Below are 22,995 nucleotides of genomic sequence, written 5' to 3'. Positions count from 1 at the left end.
GGCCACGACGGAGGCGTTCCTGCGGCTGGCCGAACTGGTGACGCGGGGGGACTGACCCGACGGGTTCAGGGCGCCTCGGACACCTCCGTGCCGCACCGCAGCCGGCGCTCCGGACCGGGCTCCCGGCGCGGACCGTTCAGTGTCAGCCGTGCCGTGTGGCGCACGTCCGCGCTGGAGGCCGCCACCCGCAGTTCCAGGTCGCCCGGTTCGACGACGCGGCGCCCGGCGCGGTCGGTGAAGGCCGCGAGGTCCGCGTGGAAGCGGAACGTCACCCGCCGGGCCTGTCCCGGCGCCAGCGCCACGCGCTGGTAGCCGACCAGCCGCAGGTCCGGGCGCGTCACGCTCGCGACCGGGTCGTGCAGGTAGAGCTGGACGACCTCGGCGCCCGGGCGGTCTCCGGTGTTGCGGACGGTCACGGACAGGTCGTAGGAGCCGTCCGTGGCGATCTCCGTCCCGGCGTCGGCGTCGCCCGTGAAGTCCTCCCACGCGAACGTCGTGTACGAGCGGCCGTGCCCGAAGGCGTACAGCGGCGTCGGGTCGAGGTTGCTGACCTCGCCGGCCAGGCCCAGCGGGGGCTGGAGGTAGGTCCAGGGCTGGCCGCCGGGCAGGCGCGGGACGCTCACCGGGAGGCGGCCGGAGGGGGTGACGCGGCCCGACAGCACACCCGCGACCGCCGGGCCGCCCTCCTCGCCCGGGAAGAACGCCTGCACGGCCGCGCCGAGCCGCCCGTGCCAGCGCCCGAGCGCGTAGGGCCGGCCGGTGAGCAGCACCAGGACCACGGGCACGCCCGTCGCGACCAGCGCGTCCAGCAGGGCGCCCTGGACGCCGGGCAGCCTGAGGTCGCTCGCGTCGCAGCCCTCTCCCGAGGTGCCCCGGCCGAACAGGCCCGCCCGGTCGCCCAGCACCGCCACGCACACGTCCGCCTCCGCAGCACGGGCCACCGCCTCCTCGAAGCCCGAGGTGTCCGGGTCGGAGGTGTCGCAGCCCTCGGCGAACGTCACCTTGGCGTCGGGCAGTTCGGCGCGCAGGGCGTCCAGCACGGTCGGGATGTCTATGCCCGCCGGCACCTCGGGGTGGTGGGGCAGGACGTGGGAGGGGAAGGAGTAGCAGCCGAGCATCGCCAGCGCGTCGGCCGCCCGGGGCCCGACCACGGCGATGCGGGTGTCGGGGGCGAGCGGCAGCAGGCCGTCGGGGTTGTCCAGGAGGACCACCGACTCCTCGGCCAGGCGGCGGGCCAGGGCGCGGTTGGCGGGGGAGTCCAGGTCGACCGGGCCGGTCCCGCCGGGCGCCTCGGCGGTCCAGTCCTCGTCCAGCAGGCCCAGTTCGCACTTCTGGAGCAGCACGCGGCGGGCCGCGAGGTCGACCAGTTCCTCGGCGACCCGGCCCTCCCGCACCGCGTCCAGCAGCGGCTTGCCGTAGCACTTGAGGGTGGGGAGCTCCACGTCGATGCCGGCCGCGAGGGCCTGGTGCGCCGCCTCGGCGGGGGTGCCGGCGACGCGGTGCAGGGACTCGAGGAAGCCGATGCCGAAGTAGTCGGCGACCACCGTGCCGGTGAAGCCCCACTCGTCGCGCAGGAGGCCGGTCAGCAGCGCCGGGTCCGCCGAGGCGGGGACGCCGTCCGTCTCGGTGTACGCCGCCATCACCGAGCGGGCTCCGCCCTCGCGCAACGCCATCTCGAACGGGGGGAGGGTCACGTCGGCGAACTCGCGCACGCCCGCCCGCACCGGGGCCAGATTGCGGGCGCCGGCCGAGGAGGCGTACCCGGCGAAGTGCTTGAGCGTGGCGACGATCCCGGCCGACTCCAGGCCTCGTACGTAGGCGGTGCCGATGGTGCCGACCAGGTACGGGTCCTCGCCGATCGTCTCCTCCACCCGGCCCCACCGGGCGTCCCGTACGACGTCCAGGACGGGGGCGAGGCCCTGGTGGACGCCGACCGAGCGCAGGTCGCGGCCGATGTGCCGGGCCATCTCCTCCACCAGGCCGGGGTCGAAGGTGGCGCCCCAGGCGAGCGGCACCGGATAGGCGGTGGCCCGCCAGGCGGTGAAGCCGGCCAGGCACTCCTCGTGGGCGAGGGCCGGGATGCCGAATCGGCCGGCCGCGGTGATCCGGCGCTGGGCGAGGGCCAGCGCCCGGGCGCCGAGGGCCGGGTCGACGGGGGCGGTGCCGAAGGGCCGCGTGAGCTGGCCGAGGCCGTGGGCGATCAGCTCGTCCCAGTCGTGGTCGGCGGTCATTTCGTGCTGCAGCGGGGCGACGCCGTCGCCGTCCGTGGCGGCGCCCACCCACACGCCGTACAGCTGGGCGGTCTTCTCCTCCAGGGTCATCCGGGCCAGGAGGTCGTCGACGCGGGCGGCGGCGGGCAGGGCGGGGTCACGCCAGGGCGCGGTGGTCATGGAACTCCTGTCGGGGTGGACGGACGGCCCTCTCACGGACGGGTAAGCGAATGTTTCGACAGCTCCATCGAATGTTCCGGAAACCTATTGGCGCCCCGAAGGCTTCGTCAAGAGGGTCAGCGGGGATACGATCGCCGCCATGACATCCCCCCAGCCCGCTGAAACCCGGACGCAAACGCGGTCCGCACAGACCGCGACGCTCGCCGAGATCGCCCGCGAGGCCGGTGTGTCGGCGCCGACTGTTTCGAAGGTTCTCAACGGCCGAGCCGACGTCGCCCCCACCACCCGGGCCCGCGTGGAGGAGCTGCTGCGCGCCCACGGCTACCGGCGCCGCCGCGCGGAGGCGACCCGCTCGCCCCTGATCGACCTGGTCTTCCACGAGCTGGAGAGCGCATGGGCGATGGAGGTCATCCGGGGGGTGGAGAACGTGGCGCGGGACGCGGGGCTCAGCGTCGTGCTCTCCGAGAGCGCGGGGCGCCTCACACCCGGCCGGACCTGGGCCGACCAGGTCGCCGCCCGCCGCCCGCACGGCGTGATCCTGGTGCTCTCCGGGCTCGACGAGTCCCAGCGCGCGCTGCTGACCAGCCGCTCCGTCCCGTTCGTGGTGATGGACCCGGCCGGCGACCCGGGCGCCGACGTGCCGTCCATCGGCGCGACCAACTGGCAGGGCGGGCTCGCCGCCACCCGGCACCTGATCGATCTGGGGCACACCCGCATCGGCGCGATCAGCGGACCCACCCGGATGATGTGCAGCCGCGCCCGGATCGACGGCTACCGCGCCGCCCTGGAGACGGCCGGGCTGCCGGTGGACCCGGAGCTGATCGTGACCGGTGACTTCCACCACGAGGCCGGCTACCGCCGGGGCCTGGAGCTGCTGCGCCGGCCCGACCGGCCCACGGCGGTCTTCGCCGGCAACGACCTGCAGGCCCTCGGCCTGTACGAGGCCGCCCGCGAACTGGGCCTGCGCATCCCGCAGGACCTGAGCGTGGTCGGGTTCGACGACCTGCCGGTGGCGCGCTGGGTGGGGCCGCCGCTGACGACCGTGCGGCAGCCGCTGACGGAGATGGCCGAGGCGGCGGCCCGGCTGGTCCTGGAGCTGGGACGCGACGACGGCTCCGCGGCGGCGACCCGGGTGGAACTGGCCACCAGCCTGGAGGTCCGCAGCAGCACGGGGGCGCCCCCGACGTCCTGACGAAGTCAGTCGGACGGTCGATCGAAACTTTCGTCGGCCGCCTGCCGGTGCAGCGTCCCGGGCCGCTCCCGATGAAGTCTGAGAATTTCCGCAGAATGTCGGCCGCGGGCCCCTGCTCGCAACAATTCGGACTTACGTTCCTCCCGGTGGGCACTCGCGTGGGCACGCGACGGACCGGGACGGGGGCGGACGCATGGGCGGGCGGGGTGGGCGCTCCAACGTACTGAGGGCCGCCGGCCTCGCCCTGGCGGGCGCCCTGCTGCTGGGCATCGCCGCCGCGGGCTGGGCGTACTGGCACCTGAGCGGCAACATCCGCAGCGTCGACATCGACGGCGCGCTCGGTGACGACCGCCCCGCCAGGCCGGTCACCGCCCCCTCGGCCTCGGACGCCGCCGACCCGCTGCCCACCGGCGCCCTGAACATCCTGGTCCTCGGCTCGGACTCGCGCAGCGGCGAGGAGAACCGGGAACTCGGCGGCGGCGACAGCGAGGGCGCCCGCTCCGACACGGCGATGGTCGTCCACGTCGACCCCGGCCGGGCCGGCGCCACCGTCGTCAGCATCCCGCGCGACACCCTCGTCACCCGTCCCTCCTGCCCGCTGCCGTCCGGCGGCACAACCCGGGAGGCGTCCGGCGCGATGTTCAACACCGCGTACGCCCTGGGCGGGCCGGTGTGCGCGGTGAAGACGGCCGAGTCGGTCACCGGCGTCCGCATGGACCACTACATCGAGATCGACTTCGCCGGCTTCGCGAAGCTGGTCGACGCACTCGGCGGCGTCACCGTCACCACCGACGTGGACATCGACGACGACAAGAGCCACCTGCGCCTTCCGGCGGGCACCCATCACCTCGACGGCACCCAGGCGCTCGGGCTGGCCCGCACCCGGTACGGACTGGCCGGCGGCAGCGACCTGGCCCGCATAGAACTCCAGCAGAAACTGGTCAAGGCGCTGCTGGAGCAGATCTCCGCCACCGACCTGCTCACCGACCCGGCGCAGCTGTACCGGGTCGCCGACGCGGTCACCGGCAGCCTCACCACCGACACCGGCCTGGACTCGCTCGGCGAGCTGATGCGCCTCGGCCAGAGCCTCGCGGGCCTGTCGGCGGACGACGTGACGACGGTGACGATGCCGGTCGTGCCGGCGCCCTGGGACACCAACCGGGTGGTGGCCCGCGAACCGGACGCCCGCGAGTTGTGGGAGTCGCTGCGCTGACGCCGGAAAAAAACTCCGGGGAGTTCCGGCGAGCGTGTCGATCCGGCGGCGCCCCGTTCGACGCAGGGGTGAGAGGCCGGGAAGGACCCGGCCACCGTCCCCGAGGAGCCACCATGCCCCGCTACCTGTCGCTGATCCGGATCGAGGAGAACGACACCCTCGCCGGCGGGCCCAGCCCCGAGCTGATCCAGCGCATGGAGAAGCTGATGGAGGAGATGACGAAGGCCGGCGTCCTGCTCGACACCGCCGGGCTCACCCCGACCGCCCAGGGCACCCGCGTCCACTACGAGGGCGGGCAGCTGTCCGTCACCGACGGGCCCTTCACCGAGTCCAAGGAGGTCATCGGCGGCTACGCCCTCATGCAGGCCAAGGACAAGGCCGAGGCGATCGAGTGGACCAAGCGCTTCCTGAAGGTGCACGAGGAGCACTGGACGGTGACCTGCGAGGTGCGGGAGATCATGGAGGGCTGACCTCCGCTTTGCCCCGGGCGCCCGAGGGTGTTGCATGGTGGGCTGTGGAACAACAGCCCACCGCCGCACCGGGCGGCACCTCCGGCCCCGGCCGGGCGACCGAGGCCATCGAGACCGTCTTCCGCCTGGAGTCGCCCCGCGTCATCGCCGGCGTCGCCCGCATCGTCCGGGACGTCGGCATCGCCGAGGAACTCGCGCAGGACGCCCTGGTCGCCGCCCTGGAGCAGTGGCCCCGGGACGGCGTGCCCGACAACCCGGGCGCCTGGCTCATGGCCACCGCCCGCAACCGCGCCGTCGACCTGATCCGCCGCCGGGAGAACTACGCCCGCAAGCTGGCCGAGATCGGCCGGGATCTGTCGACCGCCGCCCCGCCCGAGGAACCGGCCGACCCCGACGACATCGACGACGACCTGCTCCGGCTCGTCTTCACCGCCTGCCACCCGGTGCTGTCCGCCGAGGCCCGCACGGCGCTGACCCTGCGCCTGCTCGGCGGCCTGACCACGGCCGAGATCGCCCGCGCGTTCCTCGTCCCGGAGCCGACGGTCGCGCAGCGCATCGTGCGCGCCAAGCGGACGCTGGCGGCGAAGAACGTCGCGTTCGAGGTGCCGTACGGCCCGGAGCGCGCGGCCCGGCTCGGCTCGGTCCTGGACGTCATCTACCTGATCTTCAACGAGGGGTACGCCGCGACCGCCGGCGACGACTGGCTGCGCCCCGCCCTCTGCGAGGACGCCCTGCGCCTGGCCCGCGTGCTCTGCGCCCTGATGCCGAAGGAGCCGGAGGTCCACGGCCTGACGGCGCTGCTGGAGTTCCAGGCGTCCCGCACCGCCGCCCGCACCGGCCCCGGCGGCGAACCCGTCCTGCTGAAGGACCAGAACCGCCGCCGCTGGAACCGCATGCTGATCGCCCGCGGCGTCACCGCCCTGGGCCGCGCCGACGCCACCGCCGCCGGCGCCCCGGGCCCGTACGTCCTCCAGGCCGCGATCGCCGCCTGCCACGCCCTCGCGTACAGCTACGAGGAGACCGACTGGCAGCGCATCGCCACCCTCTACGCCCTGCTCGCGGCGCGCGCCCCGTCCCCGGTGGTCGAACTCAACCGCGCGGTCGCCGTGTCGATGGCCGAGGGCCCGGCCCCGGCACTGGACATCGTCGACGCCCTCGCCGCCGAACCCGCCCTGCGCGACTACCACCTGCTGCCCAGCGTCCGGGGCGACCTCCTGCTGCGCCTGGGCCGTACGGCAGAGGCGCGGGCGGAGTTCACCCGCGCCGCGTCGCTGGCGGGCAACGAACGGGAACGCGACCTGCTGACCCGCCGCGCCGAGGAGTGCGGTTAGCCGACGGCCGGGTGGCCGATCAGCATCGTCGGCGCCCCCGCGACCCGGGTCAGGAACACGGTCGCCGAGTGGGGTCCCTGGGGCTTGACCTTCCGTCGCAGCTCCTCGGGCTCGACCGCCGATCCCCGCTTCTTCACGGTCAGCGTGCCGACCTGACGTTCCCGCAGCAGCGCCTTCAGCCGCTTCACGTTGAAGGGCATCAGGTCGGTGATCTCGTACGCCGTGGCGTACGGCGTCGGCAGCAGCTCGTCCGCCGTGACGTACGCGATCGTCGCGTCGAGCAGTCCGCCGCCGACCCGCTCGGCGACCTCGGCGACGAGGTGGGCGCGGATGACGGCGCCGTCGGGTTCGTACAGGTACCGGCCCGGGGTGCGGACCTCCGGATCGGGCAGACCCCGGGACAGCAGCGTGCGCGGACCCGGCAGCAGCGTGGCCCGTACCGCGCCGGGCGCGGTCCCGAACCACAGCACCGCCTCCTTCACGTCCCCGCCGTCGGAGATCCACTCGGCCTCGGCGTCGGCGGGCACCGCCTCGTGCGGAATGCCGGGCGCGATCTTCAGCGCGGCGGCGCGGGACGCCGTACGGGCCGCCTCGACCGCCCAGGACAGCGGCGGTGAGTAGGCCTCCGGGTCGAAAATCCGGCCGCGGCCGCCCCTGCGCGCCGGGTCGACGAACACGGCGTCGTAGCCGCCCGTGTCCACCTCCGTGACGTCCGCCTCGCGCACCTCGATCAGGTCGCCGAGCCCCAGCGCGTCGGCGTTGGCGCGGGCCGCCGCGACCGTCGCCGGGTCCCGGTCCACGGCCAGCACCCGGATCCCGGCGCGGGCCAGCGCGATCGCGTCGCCGCCGATCCCGCAGCACAGGTCGGCGACGGAGGTCACGCCCAGGTCCGTCAGCCGCCGGGCCCGGTACGCGGCCACGCTCGCCCGCGTCGACTGCTCGACGCCGTTCGGCGTGAAGAACATCCGCCCGGCGTCCTCCGCCCCGAACTTCGCCACCGCCCGTTGCCTCAGCCGCGCCTGTCCGAGCGCCGCCGAGACCAGCTCGGCCGGGTGCTCGCGCCGCAGCCGGGTGGCGACGGCCAGCTCCTGGGCGGGATCGGTGCCGCGCACCGCGTCGAGGAGGTCGCGGCCTTCGGGGGTGAGGAGGGCGTCGAGGTCGTTCACCGGCTCATTGTGGGCCAGTCGGTGGACGGTGTGCCTCCGACGCGGTGTCGGACGGGGTTCCGGGGCCGCGGGCTGCGAAGATCCGGCACCATGCGAGTAATCGTACAAAACGATAAGAGACGGGCTTTTCGGGTGAACCTCGCGGGGCCCGGGGTTCGCGGCGGCCTCGCCGCCCTCGCCGTGGCCGCCCTCGTGTCCGGCTGCGCGCAGGACGCCTCCGGGGTGCGCCCCGCCTCCGGCCAGCAGCCCTCGGCGCATGCGCCGGACGCCTATGGGTCCGAACCGCGCGCGGCCCACGCCGCCCGGGTCGCCGCGGCCCGGCGCTGGAACCTGGAGCGGGTCCCGCTGACGCCACCCCCGCCCCCCGCGAAGAAGCCGGTGATCACCCCCCGCGAGGGCTTCGAGGTGACCGGGCAGGAGGGCCTGCCGCCGGTCTTCACCACCGTTCCCACCAAGGAGAAGGTCGTCTTCCTCACCATCGACGACGGAGCCGAGAAGGACCCCGAGTTCCTGCGCATGATGAGCGAGCTGAGGATCCCGTACACCGCCTTCCTCAGCGACTACCTGGTCAGGGACGACTACGGCTACTTCGAGGACATGCAGTCCCGCGGGGTCACCCTCAACAACCACACCCTCAACCACCCCTACCTGCCCGGCCTGTCGTACGCGGAGCAGAAGCGCGAGATCTGCGGCATGCAGGACGTGATCGAGGAGCGCTACGGCAAGCGCCCGGTCCTCTTCCGCCCGCCCTACGGCAACTACAACCGGGACACCCTGCGGGCCGCGAAGGCCTGCGGCATCAGATACGCCCCGATCTGGAACGAGGAGGTCTTCGCCGACCACTGGGACTACCGCGAGTGGGACCGCAGGATCCGCCCCGGCGACATCGTCCTCACCCACTTCCGGGGCCCGGGCGACTGGGGCGGCACCATGCGCGACATGGTCCGTGAGTTCCTCGACAAGGTCACCGCCGAGGGATACGCCGTGGCCCGGCTGGAGGACTACCTGTGAGGCGGGGGCGGTTCCGGCCGGCCGGGGCCGCCCTGGCGGCCGTGCTGCTCGCCGGCTGCGCCCAGTTCACCGGCCCCGCCGAGCGCACCGCGGGCAAGGCCCCGCCCGCCCAGGGGCGGGGCCGGGACCTGCCCGCGGTCGTGGACCACGTCCCCACCCGGGACGACGTCGTCTTCCTCACCTACGACGACGCCGCCGAACGGGACCCGCGGTTCGTCGGCATGGTCCGCGAACGGAGGCTGCCGATCACCCTGTTCCTCACCGACACCGTCGCCGGACCGGCGTACGGCCACTTCGCCCGGCTGCGCTCGGTCGGTGCGAGCCTGCAGAACCACACCCTCGACCACCGCTCCCTGCGGGCCCTGCCCTACGCCGGCCAGCGCGCCGAGATCTGCGGCCAGCAACGCAAGCTGCACTCCCGCTTCGGCGTCCGCCCCCACCTCTTCCGCCCGCCCTACGGCAGGTACGACACGACCACCCTGCGCGCCGCCGCCGACTGCGGCATCAAGGCGGTCGTCCTGTGGCGGGCGACCCTGGACGGCGACGGCGACCTGACCTACACCCGCGGCGAGCCCCGCCTGCTCCCCGGCGACATCGTGTCCGTCGACGCGCCGGGCCGCACGGAGGACCTGCTGCGGAGGATCGGGGAGCAGGGCTTGAGGGTGGGCCGTCTGGAGGACTACCTCTAGCGGTGGGTGTTGCCGGCCGCACCCGTCGACGCCGGTCCGGCACTCTCAGCCCGTCCGGCGTTTGAGGACGAGGCCGAAGGCCGAAAGCGGGGGCCTGGGGGCGGCATCCCCCAGCGACGCCCACACCCACGCCGGGGTGCTGAAGAAACCGGCGTTCACACGTGAACGACGGCCGACGCGCCGCAGGCATTGGCACTCCGCTTGACCGAGTGCTAATCGCGGTCATAGTCTCGGCTCTGGCACTCCCCCTAGGAGAGTGCCAACAACGCGACGGGCAGGTCCGGCACCCGCGACGACGGATCGACCTGGTCGCCACCTCAGACAGTTAACCCCGTGAGATCTCCGAAGGGGGAGGTCGGATCGTGACGACCGCCAGCTCCAAGGTTGCCATCAAGCCGCTCGAGGACCGCATCGTGGTCCAGCCGCTCGACGCCGAGCAGACCACGGCTTCGGGCCTGGTCATTCCGGACACCGCCAAGGAGAAGCCCCAGGAGGGCGTCGTCCTGGCCGTGGGCCCGGGCCGCTTCGAGGACGGCAACCGTCTTCCGCTCGACGTCTCCGTCGGCGACGTCGTGCTCTACAGCAAGTACGGCGGCACCGAGGTGAAGTACAACGGCGAGGAGTACCTCGTCCTCTCGGCCCGCGACGTGCTCGCGATCATCGAGAAGTAAGTCGACTCACCTCGACTCCTGCTCAGCAGCTGCGCCCCTGGCCCCCGCGACCCATAAGAAGCCGGGCGCCCGGGGCGCAGCCAGTTTTCCCCTAGATTTCGGAAGAGGGCTCACGCTCCCATGGCGAAGATCCTGAAGTTCGACGAGGACGCCCGTCGCGCCCTCGAGCGCGGCGTCAACAAGCTCGCCGACACGGTGAAGGTGACGATCGGCCCCAAGGGCCGCAACGTCGTCATCGACAAGAAGTTCGGCGCCCCGACCATCACCAACGACGGTGTCACGATCGCCCGCGAGGTCGAGATCGAGGACCCGTACGAGAACCTCGGCGCCCAGCTGGTCAAGGAGGTGGCGACCAAGACCAACGACATCGCGGGTGACGGTACGACCACCGCGACCGTCCTGGCCCAGGCGCTGGTGCGCGAGGGTCTGAAGAACGTCGCCGCCGGTGCCTCCCCGGCGCTGCTGAAGAAGGGCATCGACGCGGCCGTCGCCGCCGTCTCCGAGGACCTCCTCGCGACCGCCCGCCCGATCGACGAGAAGTCCGACATCGCCGCCGTCGCCGCGCTGTCCGCCCAGGACCAGCAGGTCGGCGAGCTGATCGCCGAGGCGATGGACAAGGTCGGCAAGGACGGTGTCATCACCGTCGAGGAGTCCAACACCTTCGGCCTGGAGCTGGACTTCACCGAGGGCATGGCCTTCGACAAGGGCTACCTGTCGCCGTACTTCGTGACGGACCAGGAGCGCATGGAGGCCGTCCTGGAGGACCCGTACATCCTCATCAACCAGGGCAAGATCTCCTCCATCGCGGACCTGCTGCCGCTGCTGGAGAAGGTCATCCAGGCCAACGCCTCCAAGCCGCTGCTGATCATCGCCGAGGACGTCGAGGGCGAGGCCCTCTCCACCCTCGTCGTGAACAAGATCCGCGGCACCTTCAACGCCGTCGCGGTGAAGGCCCCGGGCTTCGGCGACCGCCGCAAGGCGATGCTGCAGGACATGGCCGTCCTCACCGGCGCCACCGTCATCTCCGAGGAGGTCGGCCTCAAGCTCGACCAGGTCGGCCTGGACGTGCTCGGCACCGCCCGCCGCATCACCGTCACCAAGGACGACACCACCATCGTCGACGGTGCCGGCAAGAAGGACGAGGTCGAGGGCCGCGTCGCGCAGATCAAGGCCGAGATCGAGACCACCGACTCCGACTGGGACCGCGAGAAGCTCCAGGAGCGCCTCGCCAAGCTGGCCGGCGGCGTGTGCGTGATCAAGGTCGGCGCCGCCACCGAGGTGGAGCTGAAGGAGCGCAAGCACCGTCTGGAGGACGCCATCTCCGCGACCCGCGCCGCGGTCGAGGAGGGCATCGTCTCCGGTGGTGGCTCCGCCCTGGTCCACGCCGTCAAGGTCCTGGACGACAACCTCGGCAAGACCGGCGACGAGGCCACGGGTGTCGCGGTCGTCCGCCGCGCCGCCGTCGAGCCGCTGCGCTGGATCGCCGAGAACGCCGGCCTGGAGGGCTACGTCATCGTCTCCAAGGTGGCGGAGCTCGACAAGGGCAACGGCTACAACGCCGCCACCGGCGAGTACGGCGACCTGGTCAAGGCCGGCGTCATCGACCCGGTGAAGGTCACCCGCTCCGCCCTGGAGAACGCCGCCTCCATCGCCTCCCTCCTGCTCACGACCGAGACCCTGGTCGTCGAGAAGAAGGAAGAGGAGGAGCCGGCCGCCGCGGGCCACGGCCACGGCCACGCCCACTGAGCGACACGCTCGTAGCGGAAGGCCCCGTCCCCGTCACGCCCGTGACGGAGACGGGGCCTTCCCCGTGTGCGGAACGCCCGGGCGCTACTGCGGCCCGTACTTCCGCCCCGTCTTCGACGTGATCCCGCCCAGCATCCCCCGCGGCACCAGCTTCGTCGCCCCCATCAGCGTCTTGTACCGGGGGTCCGGAACCGACAGGGTCTTGCCCCGGGCCAGGTCCTTCAGCGCCGCCGCGACCAGTTTGTCGGCGTCCAGCCACATCCAGTTCGGGATGTTGTCCGTGCCCATCCCGGCCCGCTCGTGGAACTCGGTGCGCACGAAGCCCGGGCAGAGCGCCATCAGCCGCACCCCGCTCCCGGCCAGGTCCCGTGCCACGCCCTGCGTGAACTGCACGACCCATGCCTTCGAGGCCCCGTAGGTGCCGCGCGGCACGAACGCCGCGACCGAGGCCACGTTGACGACACCCCCGCGGCCCCGGTCCCGCATCGCCTCCGTCGCCGCCGAGGTCAGCCGGAGCACCGCCTCGCAGTGCACCTTCAGCATCGTCAGCTCGTCGGCCATGGGGACGTCGAGGAAACGGCCCTTGTTGCCGAAGCCGGCGTTGTTGATCAGCAGGTCGACGGGCTTCCTGCGTTCGCCCAGCCGGGCGGCCACCGCCTCGATGCCGTCGTCCGTCGCGAGGTCGGCCGTCAGCACCTCGGCCTCGATGCCGTGCCGGTCGTGCAGCTCGGTCGCCTGCTCGCGCAGCCGCTTGGTGTCGCGGGCCACGAGCACCAGGTCGTGCCCGTCGGCCGCCAGCCGCCGCGCGAACGCGGCGCCGATTCCCGCGGTCGATCCCGTAATCAATGCCGTTGTCATGGCGCAAGGTTAGTGACCCGGACCGCGTCCGTCCGCTTCGCTCACCGGCTCCCCGGCCGGTGAAGCACCCGTGAAGGGGGTCGGCGTGAGGCCGTGTCAGGCTTCCCGGGCGGCCACGTACTTCCGGGCCGCGGCCAGCGCGTCCGGGTGCAGCGCGTCGCCCGCCTCGAGCAGCCGGGGCAGCAGCTCCCGCTCGGTCGTCACGGCCCGGAACTGCAACGCCACCGTCACCTCGTGGCCGGGCCGGTGCACGATCTCCACCGCGTCGCCCGCCCGGATCTCACCGGGTTCGATCACCCGCAGGTAGGCGCCCGGCGCCCCCTTCTCCGTGAAGCGCTTCACCCAGCGCTTCTCACCCAGATGGCCCTGGAAGGTACGGCAGGGGATCCGGCCGGAGGTGACCTCCAGCACCAGATCGGGCCCGACCCGCCAGCGCTCGCCGATCCGGGCGCCGCACACGTCCAGTCCCGTCGTCGTCAGGTTCTCGCCGAAGGCGCCGTTGACCAGCGGCCGGCCCAGCTCGCGCTCCCAGTCGTCCAGGTCCTCGCGCGCCACCGCGTACACGGCCTGGTCCGTGCCGCCGTGGTGGCGCGTGTCGCACACCGTGTCCCCGGCCAGCCCGCTCGCGCCGACCCCCTTCGGCCCGGGCGCCGTCACCCGTACGGGTCCGTCGGCCGGCTGCTTGTCGATGCCGGTCACGCCCTCGGGGTGATCCGTGTACGGCACGGCCTTCGGACGGCCCAGGTTCACAGACAGAAGCTTCATGGCGGCACGGTAGGACACCCGCCGTCAAAGCGTCGACGTATTATTCGGCGCCGCGTCAAAGGATCGCTTATCCTCAGATGTGTGATCGAGGCCCGTCATCTCCGCGTGCTGCGTGCCGTGGCGTCCACCGGTTCCTTCTCCGCCGCGGGGCGCGAGCTGGGCTGCACCCAGCCCGCCGTCAGCCAGCAGATGAAGGCCCTGGAGGCATCCGTCGGCACGCCCCTGCTGGTGCGCAGCGGACGCGAGATGCGGCTCACCCAGGCCGGAGAGGCACTGGTGCGGCACGCCGCCGGGATCCTCGCCGGGCTGACCGCCGCCGAGGAGGAGGTCGCCGCGATCGCCGGGCTGCGGGCGGGGCGGGTGCGGCTGGTCTCCTTCCCCAGCGGCAGCTCCACGCTCGTGCCGACCGCCCTCGCCGCGCTGCGCGCCGCGCACCCCGGCACCCGGGTCTCGCTGGAGGAGGCCGAGCCGCCGAAGTCCGTGGAACTGCTGCGGGAGGGCGACTGCGACGTGGCGCTGGCCTTCCGCTACGAGGGGGCGGCGGCCGCCGAGGAGTGGGACGACCTCGTCGTACGGCCCCTGCTGACCGACCGCCTGGTGGCGCTGGTGCCCGGGGGTCATCGGCTGGCGCACGCGGAGACCGTCGCCATCGGCGACCTGTCCGGGGAGCCGTGGATCGCGGGTTGCCCGCGCTGCCGCGGGCAGCTGGTCGAGGTGTGCGAGGGGGCCGGTTTCGCACCGCGGATCGACTTCGCGACCGACGACTACCCGGCGGTCGTGGGCCTGGTCGGCGCGGGGCTCGGGGTGGCCGTGCTGCCCCAGCTCGCCGTCGAGTCCGTACGCCCCAGGGGTGCGCGGACGGTGGCGCTGGAGCCGGCGGTGCGACGGGAGATCGTCGCGCTCACGCTCCCCGACCTGGCCCAGGTCCCGGCCGTGACGGCGACGCTGGACGAACTGGCCCGGGCCGCGTCCCGCCAGTCCTCGGCGCCGTACGGTCCCGAGGCATGCGTATAGGCCTGCCACAGGTGCGAGGCCTGCTGGAGAAACGTTCCTTCAGTTGATTCGGTCCCTCGGTCCCTTCAGTGGTGCGAGGCGGTGTCGCCGCCGGCCGGTGACGCCGTCACCAGGCGGTTGCGCGCCCGTCCCATGAGCTCCTCGCGCTCGTCCTCGGTCAGCCCGCCCCAGACGCCGTACGGCTCGCGCACCGCCAGCGCGTGAGCCGCGCACTCGGCGCGGACCGGGCACCTCATGCAGACCTCCTTGGCCGAGTTCTCGCGAGCGCTCCGGGCCGCACCGCGCTCGCCCTCCGGATGGAAGAAGAGGGAGCTGTCCACCCCGCGGCACGCAGCCAGGAGCTGCCAGTCCCACAGGTCCGCGTTCGGTCCGGGAAGGCGGGAGAAATCTGCCATTGCGTGACCCCTTGTAGCCGATCTGGGTGGATACGGTGTCCACGACCGTACAACTACGATCTAAGGAGATGAAAATATGACTCATTGCGAATCTAGCCGCAGACACCAGCGAAGAGGAAGAAAAAGGGCTGAATGGGGCATAGGTTGTGATGAAAGATTGTGGGTCTGCTGCGCATGTCTGCGCTGTGTCCGTCCCCTCACGTAGAGTGCCGAAGACGACACACAGCCCCGTAACTCTTTCGAGTGACCGTCGTTGAGAGTGCGGAGGCGGTTGAAGGAACAAGCGCTCGGGCGGGCGTCCGAGACGGTCGACCGCACAGGTGACGATTTCGAACCAGCCTGGAGGCTCAACGTGACGCGCATCAGCTGCGGAGGACGGCCATGACTTCCGTCCTCGTCTGCGACGACTCCCCGCTTGCCCGAGAGGCGCTCCGCCGCGCGGTCGCGACCGTGCCCGGCGTCGAGCGCGTGACGACGGCTGCCAACGGCGAGGAAGTCCTCCGCCGCTGGGGCGCCGACCGCTCGGACCTGATTCTGATGGACGTACGCATGCCCGGCCTGGGCGGCGTCGAGACCGTCCGGCGGCTGCTGTCCGCCGACCCGGGCGCACGCATCATCATGCTCACCGTCGCGGAGGACCTGGACGGTGTGGCCCTCGCGGTCGCCGCCGGCGCCCGCGGCTACCTGCACAAGGACGCCTCGCGCGCCGAGCTGCGCGCCACCGTCACGCAGGCACTCGCCGACCCCACCTGGCGCCTGGCCCCGCGGCGGCTGCGCTCGGCCGAGATGGGCGCCGCGCCCACCCTGACCGCGCGGGAGATCCAGGTCCTGGAGGGCATGAGCCACGGCCGGTCCAACGCGGAGATCGGCCGTGAGCTGTTCCTCTCCGAGGACACCGTCAAGACCCATGCCCGGCGGCTCTTCAAGAAGCTCGGCGCCTCGGACCGTGCACACGCGGTGGCGCTCGGCTTCCGGTGGGGCCTCGTCCGGTAGGGAAGCCCCGTGTGGTGGAGGCCCACAGGGCCCGACGGGGGCGCGGCGATCCCCGCTTACCGCGAGGTGAGCGGGGGTGACAAGGCGACCCGCCGGGTGCCCGCTGCTCGTTTCGCCGCGGATGCCGCATCCTTGAGGTGTGGAGTTCCTCGGGGACGAGTCGGTCGAGCGGAAGGGGAGGGCGCAGGGGATGAGTTCCGGCGCACCTGCTCATAACGCTTCGGTGCACAACAACGGGCGCGGTGCCACGGATCGGACAGCCGCAAGGCACCATGGTCCGATGCGTGACGACGAGGCGGCCCCTGACCAAGGGACGGTCGGTGGGCTCGTACACCGCGCCGTCGACGGGGACGAGCAGGCCACGCACGACCTGCTCGCCCATGTCCATCCCCTGGCGCTGCGGTACTGCCGCACGAGGCTGTCCCGGCTGCCCGGCGACGCCCGGCACTTCGTCGAGGACCTCGCCCAGGAGGTCTGCGTCGCGGTCCTCCTCGCGCTGCCCCGCTACAAGGACACCGGACGTCCCTTCGAGGCGTTCGTCTTCGCCATCGCCGCCCACAAGGTCGCCGACCTCCAGCGCGCGGCGATGCGGCACCCCGGTTCGACGGCCGTCCCGTCCGACGAGATGCCGGAGCGGCCGGACGACTCCCTCGGCCCGGAGGAGCGGGCGCTGCTCAGCAGCGACGCCGAGTGGGCCAAGAAACTGCTGGCCAACCTGCCCGAGAACCAGCGGGAGCTGCTCCTGCTGCGCATCGCGGTGGGGCTCACGGCCGAGGAGACCGGACAGATGTTGGGAATGTCACCCGGAGCCGTGCGGGTGGCCCAGCACCGGGCGCTGAGCCGGCTGCGGGCACTGGCGGAGCAGTAGCGCCCGCCGTGAACGGGCGGCGGGCCGTTTCCGTAACCGGCACCGTACGAATCTACGAAGCCCGGAGCGGTCCTTGATCGTGGAATGAGACACGTCCACTTCCCGTTAGCATGGACATCCGCACCGATCAAGGCCATTTGGGGAAGGTGTCATGACTGCCAACGTCGACGGAGTGCCCGAGAAATTCGCGACACTCGGGCTGACCTACGACGACGTGCTGCTGCTGCCGGGCCCGTCGGACATGGCACCCGACGAGATCGACACCGCCTCGTACGTCTCCAAGAACGTGCGGGTCAACATCCCGCTGTTGTCCGCCGCCATGGACAAGGTCACCGAATCGCGCATGGCGATCGCGATGGCCCGCCAGGGTGGCGTCGGTGTCCTGCACCGCAACCTGTCCATCGAGGACCAGGCCAATCAGGTCGACCTGGTCAAGCGCTCCGAGTCGGGCATGGTGGCCAACCCCATCACCATCCACCCGGAGGCGACCCTCGCCGAGGCCGACGCGCTGTGCGCGAAGTTCCGCATCAGCGGTGTGCCGGTCACCGACGGCGCCGGCAAGCTGCTCGGCATCGTCACCAACCGTGACATGGCCTTCGAGACCGACCGCTCCCGTCAGGTGCGCGAGGTCATGACGCCGATGCCGCTGGTCACCGGCAAGGTCGGCATCTCCGGCGTCGACGCCATGGAGCTGCTGCGCCGGCACAAGATCGAGAAGTTGCCGCTGGTCGACGACAACGGCGTCCTCAAGGGCCTGATCACGGTCAAGGACTTCGTCAAGGCGGAGAAGTACCCCAACGCCGCCAAGGACGCCAAGGGGCGGCTGCTGGTCGGCGCCGCGGTCGGTGTCGCCGGTGACGCCTTCGAGCGCGCCCAGGCGCTGATCGAGGCGGGCGTCGACTTCATCGTCGTCGACACCGCGCACGGCCACTCCCGGCTGGTCGGCGACATGGTCGCCAAGATCAAGTCGAACTCCTCCGGCGTCGACGTCATCGGCGGCAACATTGCCACCCGCGACGGCGCGAAGGCCCTGGTCGACGCGGGTGCCGACGGCATCAAGGTGGGCGTCGGCCCCGGCTCCATCTGCACCACCCGCGTGGTCGCCGGCGTCGGTGTACCGCAGGTCACGGCGATCTACGAGGCGTCGCTGGCCGCCCGTGAGGCCGGTGTCCCGGTGATCGGCGACGGCGGTCTGCAGTACTCCGGCGACATCGCCAAGGCCCTGGTCGCGGGCGCCGACACCGTGATGCTCGGCTCGCTGCTGGCGGGCTGCGAGGAGTCGCCGGGCGAGCTGATGTTCATCAACGGCAAGCAGTTCAAGTCCTACCGCGGCATGGGCTCGCTGGGCGCCATGCAGACCCGCGGCGACCGCAAGTCGTTCTCCAAGGACCGTTACTTCCAGGAGGGCGTCGCCTCCGACGAGCAGCTGGTCCCCGAGGGCATCGAGGGCCAGGTGCCCTACCGCGGCCCGCTCTCCTCGGTCGTCCACCAGCTGGTCGGCGGCCTGCGCCAGTCGATGTTCTACGTCGGCGGCCGGACCGTGCCGGAGCTGCAGAGCAACGGCCGGTTCGTGCGGATCACCTCCGCCGGCCTCAAGGAGAGCCACCCGCACGACATCCAGATGACCGTCGAGGCACCGAACTACAGCCGCACCAAGTAGCCGGCGATCTTCCCGAGGGCGGCCCCGGAACGACCGGGGCCGCCCTCGCCGTGCCCGTCGGGGATACTGGAAGGCGCTGAAACGCATCAGGGAAAGGCCACAGACGTGACTGAGATCGAGATCGGGCGCGGCAAGCGCGGCCGCCGGGCGTACGCCTTCGACGACATCGCGGTCGTCCCCAGCCGCCGTACGCGGGACCCGAAGGAGGTCTCGATCGCCTGGCAGATCGACGCCTACCGCTTCGAGCTGCCCTTCCTGGCCGCCCCCATGGACTCGGTCGTCTCCCCGGCCACCGCGATCCGGATCGGCGAGCTGGGCGGCCTGGGCGTGCTGAACCTCGAGGGTCTGTGGACGCGGTACGAGGACCCGCAGCCGCTGCTCGACGAGATCGCCGGGCTGGACGCGGACACCGCGACCCGGCGCCTGCAGGAGATCTACGCGGCTCCCATCAAGGAGGAGCTGATCGGGCAGCGCATCAAGGAGGTGCGCGACTCGGGCGTGGTCACCGCGGCCGCGCTCTCCCCGCAGCGCACGGCGCAGTTCTCCAAGGCCGTCGTGGACGCGGGCGTGGACATCTTCGTCATCCGCGGCACGACGGTCTCGGCGGAGCACGTCTCCTCCTCGCACGAGCCGCTCAACCTGAAGCAGTTCATCTACGAGCTCGACGTGCCGGTGATCGTCGGTGGCTGCGCCACCTACACGGCGGCCCTGCACCTGATGCGCACCGGCGCCGCGGGCGTCCTCGTCGGCTTCGGCGGCGGCGCCGCGCACACCACGCGCAACGTGCTGGGCATCCAGGTCCCGATGGCGACGGCCGTGGCGGACGTGGCGGCGGCCCGCCGCGACTACATGGACGAGTCCGGCGGCCGGTACGTGCACGTGATCGCGGACGGCGGCGTCGGCTGGTCCGGTGACCTGCCCAAGGCGATCGCCTGCGGCGCCGACTCGGTGATGATGGGCTCGCCCCTCGCGCGGGCGACCGACGCGCCGGGCAAGGGCCACCACTGGGGCATGGAGGCCGTCAACGAGGAGCTGCCGCGGGGCAAGAAGGTCGGCCTCGGCACCGTCGGCACCATCGAGGAGATCCTCACCGGTCCGTCGCACACCCCGGACGGCTCGATGAACTTCTTCGGCGCCCTGCGCCGCGCCATGGCCACCACCGGCTACAGCGAGCTCAAGGAGTTCCAGCGCGTCGAGGTGACAGTGGCGGACTCGCAGCACCGGCGGTAGTCCCGTCCCTGCGGCCTGTCGAGGGCCCGGAGCAGCCCGCTCCGGGCCCTTCGCGCTGTCCGTGCCCCGAACGGCCTCACCGGGCCCGTGCGGCGAGACCGTGCCGTTCACAGCCGGTACGCCGCCCCCGCGGGAGTGGCCCCCCGCGTGTCCAGCAGCAGCTGGGCCTTCACCGACAGGCCCTGCAGGTCGTACGTGCGGTGGGGCTGGAGGAGGATCGTCAGGTCGGCGTCGGCGGCGGCCTCGTACAGGGAGTCGGCGCGCGGGATGGGGCGGTCCAGGACGTACCAGGACGGGATGTGCGGGTCGTGGTAGCTGACGGAGGCGCCGAACTCCATCAGGCGGGTCGCGATCTCCTGGGCGGGGGTCGCCTGCTGGTCGGCGAGGTCCGCCTTGTAGGTGACGCCGAGGAGGAGGACGCGGGCGCCGCGCGCCGACTTGCCGTGCTCGTTGAGCAGGGCGGCGGCGCGCTGGACGACGTAGCGGGGCATCTGGTCGTTGACCTGCCGGGCCAGTTCCACCATGCGCAGGCTGCGGGGGCCGTGGCCGGCCAGGTCCTGCGGGACGGAGTGGCCGCCGACACCGGGACCGGGGCGGAAGGACTGGAAGCCGAACGGCTTGGTCTCCGCGCAGCGGACGACGTCCCACAGGTCGACGCCCAGGTCGTGGCAGAGGACGGCCATCTCGTTGACCAGGGCGATGTTGACGTGGCGGAAATTGGTTTCCAGCAGCTGGACCGTCTCCGCCTCACGGGGCCCGCGCGCCCGTACCACCTTGTCGGTGAGGCGGCCGTAGAAGGCGGCGGCCGACTCGGTGCAGGCCGGGGTGAGGCCGCCGATGACCTTGGGGGTGTTGGCGGGCGTGAACTCGCGGTTGCCGGGGTCGGCGCGGCTGGGGGAGTAGGCGAGGTGGAAGTCGCGGCCGGCGCGCAGCCCCGAGCCCTTCTCCAGGACGGGGCGCAGGAAGTCCTCCGTCGTGCCGGGGTGCACCGGTGACTCCAGGATCACCGTGGTGTGCGGGCGCATGTGCGCGGCCAGGGTGTGGGCGGCGGCCTCCACCTGGCTCAGGTCGAGGCCGCCGCCCGCCGCCGGCGGGGTCGGTGCGCAGATGACCGCGGTGCGCACCCGGCCCAGCTCGGCCGGGCCCGCCGCTGTCCGGAAGCCCCCCGAGAGCATCCGGCGCAGTTCGGCGGGGGTGAGAGGGGCGGCCTCGGGGCCGGTCCGGTAACCGAGCGTGGGGATGCCGGCCGCGACCGCGGCCTGGGCCAGGGGCAGGCCGTACGGGCCGAGTCCGATGACGGCGAGATCTGCGGGCATGGCGTGGGCCGTCCTTCTCAGGAACCGAAGCGGGACAGGTGTGCAAGCCCTGTGGACAGGATGGACGAGCACAACGTCACACTAGGAGTAAATATGACCGACTTGTGGGATTGATCCGCCATGTTTCGGTGAGTGTTGGCGGGAGTGTTCCCCGGTGGTTTGTCCACAGGCTGGGGGTGCGTGGTGGCTGAAGTCGGGCAAGCCGGTCAGAATCTGGGCATGGGGGGTACCAGGAACCGGGCTTCGCCCGACGGGTGCGGCCGACGCGACTGACAGCGGGAGGCAGCAGTGAGGACAGCGACCCTGGGGCCGGCGCAGCGCGCCGAGTCGCTCGCGGCCATGGCCGAGCACGAGCTGGACGTGCTGGTGGTGGGCGCGGGCGTGGTCGGAGCGGGCACCGCCCTCGACGCCGTGACCCGCGGCCTGTCCACGGGCCTGGTGGAGGCACGCGACTGGGCGTCCGGCACCTCCAGCAGGTCCAGCAAGCTGATACACGGCGGTCTGCGCTATCTGGAGATGCTCGACTTCGCGCTCGTCCGGGAGGCGCTGAAGGAGCGCGGGCTGCTGCTGGAGCGGCTCGCGCCGCATCTGGTGAAGCCGGTTCCGTTCCTGTACCCGCTGCAGCACAGGGGCTGGGAGCGGCTGTACGCGGGCTCGGGCGTCGCGCTCTACGACGCCATGTCGATGGCCCGCGGGCACGGCCGGGGCCTGCCCCTGCACCGCCACCTGAGCCGCCGTCACGCGCTGCGGGTGGCCCCCGCGTTGAAGAAGGACGCGCTGGTCGGCGCGCTGCAGTACTACGACGCCCAGATGGACGACGCCCGGTTCGTCGCGACGCTGGTGCGCACGGCGGCGGCGTACGGCGCCCACGTGGCCAACCGCGCGCGGGTGACCGGGTTCCTGCGCGAGGGCGAGCGGGTGGTCGGCGCCCGGGTCCAGGACGTCGAGGGGGGCGGGGAGTACGAGGTCCGCGCCAAGCAGGTCGTGAACGCCACCGGGGTGTGGACGGACGACACGCAGGCGATGGTGGGGGAGCGCGGACAGTTCCACGTCCGGGCCTCCAAGGGCATCCACCTGGTCGTGCCCAAGGACCGCATCAACTCCTCCACCGGGCTGATACTGCGCACCGAGAAGTCCGTGCTGTTCGTCATACCCTGGGGCCGGCACTGGATCATCGGCACCACCGACACCGACTGGGACCTCGACAAGGCACACCCGGCCGCGTCCAGCGCCGACATCGACTACCTGCTGGAACACGTCAACTCGGTGCTCGCCGTGCCGCTCACCCGCGACGACGTCGAGGGCGTCTACGCGGGACTGCGCCCGCTGCTCGCCGGCGAGTCGGACGCCACCAGCAAGCTGTCGCGCGAGCACACCGTGGCGCACCCGGTGCCGGGTCTCGTGGTCGTGGCGGGCGGCAAGTACACGACGTACCGCGTGATGGCCAAGGACGCGGTGGACGAAGCGGTGCACGGGCTCGACATGCGGGTCGCCGACTGCGTCACCGAGGAGGTGCCGCTGCTGGGCGCCGAGGGCTTCCAGGCGCTGTGGAACGCCAGGGCGAGGATCGCCGCACGCACCGGCCTGCACGTGGTGCGCGTCGAGCACCTGCTGAACCGGTACGGCACGCTCGCCGAGGAACTGCTGGAGCTGATAGCCGCCGACCCCTCCCTCGGTGAACCGCTGCACGCCGCCGACGACTACCTGCGCGCCGAGATCGTGTACGCGGCCTCGCACGAGGGGGCGCGACACCTCGACGACGTACTGACCCGGCGTACCCGCATCTCCATCGAGACCTTCGACCGCGGCACGCGCAGCGCCCGCGACGCCGCCGAGTTGATGGCACCCGTACTGGGCTGGGACAAGGACCAGATCGAACGCGAGGTCCAGCACTACGAGAAGCGGGTGGAGGCCGAGCGGGAGTCGCAGCGCCAGCCGGACGACCTGACGGCCGACGCGGCCCGGCTGGGTGCGCCGGACATCGTGCCGCTGTAGCCGGACGCCTCGGCGCAGGTGA

Annotated in this window: 20 protein-coding genes; 14 read left to right on the top strand and 6 right to left on the bottom strand. The window is 72.3% G+C overall.

The features are described 5' to 3' along the window. Window positions 1-65 precede the first annotated feature (65 nt). Window positions 66-2,390 (bottom strand): beta-xylosidase/alpha-l-arabinosidase, encoded by a 2,325-nt coding sequence (locus tag IE260_RS19435; RefSeq protein WP_189873579.1) that lies wholly within the window; start codon window positions 2,388-2,390, stop codon window positions 66-68. Between the two features lie 139 nt (window positions 2,391-2,529). Here IE260_RS19435 and IE260_RS19430 point away from each other — a divergent pair, with 139 nt between their 5' ends. From IE260_RS19430 to IE260_RS19415, 4 genes are all read left to right on the top strand, one after another. Further along, complete coding sequence (locus tag IE260_RS19430; protein ID WP_189873577.1) at window positions 2,530-3,582, top strand: LacI family DNA-binding transcriptional regulator; 1,053 nt, start codon at window positions 2,530-2,532, stop codon at window positions 3,580-3,582. Between the two features lie 193 nt (window positions 3,583-3,775). After that, on the top strand, window positions 3,776-4,795 hold the full coding sequence (locus tag IE260_RS19425) for an LCP family protein (RefSeq protein WP_189873575.1): 1,020 nt from the start codon (window positions 3,776-3,778) through the stop codon (window positions 4,793-4,795). Window positions 4,796-4,908: 113 nt separating this feature from the next. After that, window positions 4,909-5,265, top strand: coding sequence for a YciI family protein (locus tag IE260_RS19420; protein WP_189873573.1), 357 nt, complete (start codon window positions 4,909-4,911; stop codon window positions 5,263-5,265). 44 nt (window positions 5,266-5,309) lie between these two features. Then, on the top strand, window positions 5,310-6,596 hold the full coding sequence (locus IE260_RS19415) for an RNA polymerase sigma factor (protein ID WP_189873571.1): 1,287 nt from the start codon (window positions 5,310-5,312) through the stop codon (window positions 6,594-6,596). Here IE260_RS19415 and IE260_RS19410 read toward each other — a convergent pair. Continuing rightward, on the bottom strand, window positions 6,593-7,762 hold the full coding sequence (locus IE260_RS19410) for a THUMP-like domain-containing protein (RefSeq protein WP_229880891.1): 1,170 nt from the start codon (window positions 7,760-7,762) through the stop codon (window positions 6,593-6,595). The two genes, IE260_RS19415 and IE260_RS19410, sit on opposite strands and share 4 nt — an antisense overlap. A 90-nt stretch (window positions 7,763-7,852) precedes the next feature. On the opposite strand from IE260_RS19410, the gene IE260_RS19405 reads away from it, so the two are divergent. The 4 genes from IE260_RS19405 to groL all read left to right on the top strand — a co-directional run bounded on the left by IE260_RS19405 (window position 7,853) and on the right by groL (window position 11,879). Further along, window positions 7,853-8,773: a polysaccharide deacetylase family protein gene (locus tag IE260_RS19405; protein ID WP_189873567.1), complete on the top strand. Its 921-nt coding sequence runs from the start codon at window positions 7,853-7,855 to the stop codon at window positions 8,771-8,773. Continuing rightward, window positions 8,770-9,462 (top strand): polysaccharide deacetylase family protein, encoded by a 693-nt coding sequence (locus IE260_RS19400; RefSeq protein WP_189873565.1) that lies wholly within the window; start codon window positions 8,770-8,772, stop codon window positions 9,460-9,462. The genes IE260_RS19405 and IE260_RS19400 overlap by 4 nt, the downstream gene beginning before the upstream one ends. Window positions 9,463-9,824: 362 nt before the next feature. Continuing rightward, window positions 9,825-10,133: a co-chaperone GroES gene (gene groES, locus IE260_RS19395; protein ID WP_014178834.1), complete on the top strand. Its 309-nt coding sequence runs from the start codon at window positions 9,825-9,827 to the stop codon at window positions 10,131-10,133. Window positions 10,134-10,253: 120 nt separating this feature from the next. After that, on the top strand, window positions 10,254-11,879 hold the full coding sequence (groL, locus tag IE260_RS19390; protein ID WP_189873563.1) for a chaperonin GroEL: 1,626 nt from the start codon (window positions 10,254-10,256) through the stop codon (window positions 11,877-11,879). An 84-nt stretch (window positions 11,880-11,963) separates the two neighbouring features. Here the strand turns inward: groL and IE260_RS19385 are convergent, their stop codons facing one another. After that, complete coding sequence (locus tag IE260_RS19385) at window positions 11,964-12,737, bottom strand: SDR family NAD(P)-dependent oxidoreductase (RefSeq protein WP_189873561.1); 774 nt, start codon at window positions 12,735-12,737, stop codon at window positions 11,964-11,966. Between the two features lie 96 nt (window positions 12,738-12,833). Next, window positions 12,834-13,502, bottom strand: a complete 669-nt coding sequence (locus tag IE260_RS19380; protein ID WP_189873559.1) for an MOSC domain-containing protein — start codon at window positions 13,500-13,502, stop codon at window positions 12,834-12,836. 81 nt (window positions 13,503-13,583) lie between these two features. On the opposite strand from IE260_RS19380, the gene IE260_RS19375 reads away from it, so the two are divergent. Further along, entirely contained in the window at window positions 13,584-14,516 is a 933-nt protein-coding gene (locus IE260_RS19375; protein WP_189873557.1) for a LysR family transcriptional regulator, read from the top strand. Window positions 14,517-14,581: 65 nt separating this feature from the next. On the opposite strand, the gene IE260_RS19370 is transcribed toward IE260_RS19375, so the two are convergent. Then, window positions 14,582-14,911, bottom strand: a complete 330-nt coding sequence (locus IE260_RS19370; RefSeq protein ID WP_189873555.1) for a WhiB family transcriptional regulator — start codon at window positions 14,909-14,911, stop codon at window positions 14,582-14,584. A gap of 381 nt (window positions 14,912-15,292) precedes the next feature. Between IE260_RS19370 and IE260_RS19365 the strand changes: the two genes are divergently transcribed. From IE260_RS19365 to IE260_RS19350, 4 genes are all read left to right on the top strand, one after another. Next, window positions 15,293-15,904: a response regulator transcription factor gene (locus IE260_RS19365; protein ID WP_003948568.1), complete on the top strand. Its 612-nt coding sequence runs from the start codon at window positions 15,293-15,295 to the stop codon at window positions 15,902-15,904. Window positions 15,905-16,184: 280 nt separating this feature from the next. Then, window positions 16,185-16,772, top strand: a complete 588-nt coding sequence (locus tag IE260_RS19360) for a sigma-70 family RNA polymerase sigma factor (protein ID WP_188184014.1) — start codon at window positions 16,185-16,187, stop codon at window positions 16,770-16,772. 151 nt (window positions 16,773-16,923) lie between these two features. After that, entirely contained in the window at window positions 16,924-18,432 is a 1,509-nt protein-coding gene (guaB, locus tag IE260_RS19355; RefSeq protein ID WP_189873553.1) for an IMP dehydrogenase, read from the top strand. Between the two features lie 105 nt (window positions 18,433-18,537). Then, window positions 18,538-19,662: a GuaB3 family IMP dehydrogenase-related protein gene (locus IE260_RS19350; RefSeq protein WP_189873551.1), complete on the top strand. Its 1,125-nt coding sequence runs from the start codon at window positions 18,538-18,540 to the stop codon at window positions 19,660-19,662. Window positions 19,663-19,769: 107 nt separating this feature from the next. Here IE260_RS19350 and IE260_RS19345 read toward each other — a convergent pair whose 3' ends face one another. After that, window positions 19,770-20,978, bottom strand: coding sequence for a nucleotide sugar dehydrogenase (locus tag IE260_RS19345; RefSeq protein ID WP_189873549.1), 1,209 nt, complete (start codon window positions 20,976-20,978; stop codon window positions 19,770-19,772). A 288-nt stretch (window positions 20,979-21,266) separates the two neighbouring features. Between IE260_RS19345 and IE260_RS19340 the strand changes: the two genes are divergently transcribed. Beyond that, window positions 21,267-22,973, top strand: a complete 1,707-nt coding sequence (locus IE260_RS19340; protein ID WP_189873547.1) for a glycerol-3-phosphate dehydrogenase/oxidase — start codon at window positions 21,267-21,269, stop codon at window positions 22,971-22,973. Window positions 22,974-22,995: the final 22 nt, after the last annotated feature.

Source organism: Streptomyces viridiviolaceus (assembly GCF_014650995.1).
In the GTDB taxonomy this organism is placed as follows: Bacteria; Actinomycetota; Actinomycetes; order Streptomycetales; family Streptomycetaceae; genus Streptomyces; species Streptomyces viridiviolaceus.
Note: the sequence above shows the minus strand (reverse complement) of the source record. Positions and strands in the feature narration are given on the sequence as shown.